The organism is Noviherbaspirillum autotrophicum (assembly GCF_000818395.1).
Taxonomy (GTDB): domain Bacteria; phylum Pseudomonadota; class Gammaproteobacteria; order Burkholderiales; family Burkholderiaceae_D; genus Noviherbaspirillum; species Noviherbaspirillum autotrophicum.
Genome location: NZ_JWJG01000014.1, coordinates 1 through 1,259 on the forward strand (window position 1 = coordinate 1; position 1,259 = coordinate 1,259).

At 63.7% G+C, this 1,259-nt stretch carries 1 protein-coding gene; it reads right to left on the minus strand.

Translation table 11 applies throughout. The features are described from left to right. Window positions 1-1,259: electron transfer flavoprotein-ubiquinone oxidoreductase (locus TSA66_RS01135; RefSeq protein WP_040038669.1), on the minus strand; the 1,259-nt coding region annotated here is incomplete at both ends.

Consider the following 1,259-nt stretch of genomic DNA (forward strand, 5'->3'; position numbering starts at 1 on the left):
TCCGGCCCCGCAAACTTCGCCAGGTTGATCTTCACCGGCACCGACGGATCCTTCAGCGTCAGGTGCGCCGGCTGGTTTTCTTCATGGTTGGTGTTGCTCACGAAGACGCTCGACAGCCGATCGAAGGTCAGCTTGCCGTCGGGCTTCGGATACGCGATTTGCTGGCACTGCGCGGCTGGCTGCAGATAGACGTGATCGGGCTTGTCGCGATGCAGCGTCCACGGCGGATTCTTGACCCCGAGCTTGGGCAGGAACCACTGCTCGATGCCCGTCATCAGCGGCCCCATCAGCGCCCCCTTCTTGAACCACAGCTTGAAGTTGCGCGACTGGTCGAGCTCTTCCTTGAGCCAGCTGTTGTCGTACGCTTGCGGATACGCGCTGAGCTCGTCGGCGGCGCGACCGGACGTGACGGCTGCAAAGACGGCGTCGGCGCACAGCATGCCGCTCTTGATCGCGGTATGGCTGCCCTTGATGCGGGCCGCATTCAGGAAGCCGGCGTCGCAGCCGATCAGGGCGCCGCCCGGGAACACCAGCTTCGGCAGCGCTTGCGGCGTGCCATTGTTGATGGCGCGCGCGCCATAGCTGATGCGCTTGCCGCCGTCGATGTGGGCGCGGATGCTCGGGTGCGTCTTCCAGCGCTGCATTTCCTCGAACGGGCTCATCCACGGATTCTTGTAATCCAGGCCGATGACGAAGCCGAGCGTGACCTTGTTGCCTTCGAGGTGATACAGGAAGCCGCCACCGAAGGTTTCCTTGTCCATTGGCCAGCCGGCGGTGTGCACCACCAGGCCGGGCTTGGCCTTGGCCGGATCGATTTCCCACAGTTCCTTGATGCCGATCGCAAAGCTTTGCGGATCCTTGCCCTCGTCGAGCTTGTACCTGGCAATCAGCTGCTTGCCCAGGTGGCCGCGCGCGCCTTCGGCAAAGATCGTGTACTTGCCCAGCAATTCCATGCCGAGCTGGAAATTCTCGGTCGGCTCGCCATCCTTGCCTATGCCCATGTTGCCGGTAGCAACACCGCGCACGGCGCCTCGGTCGTCGTACAGCACTTCGGCAGCCGTAAAGCCCGGGAAGATTTCCACGCCCAGCGCTTCGGCTTGCTGCGCCATCCACTTGACGACGTTGCCGAGCGCGACCACGTAGCAGCCCTCGTTATGGAAGTTGCGCGGCACCAGGAAATCGGGCGTGCGCTTGGCGCCGGTCTCGCTCAGGAACAGGATGTCGTCGCCGGTGACCGGCTGGTTCAGCGGGGCGCCGAG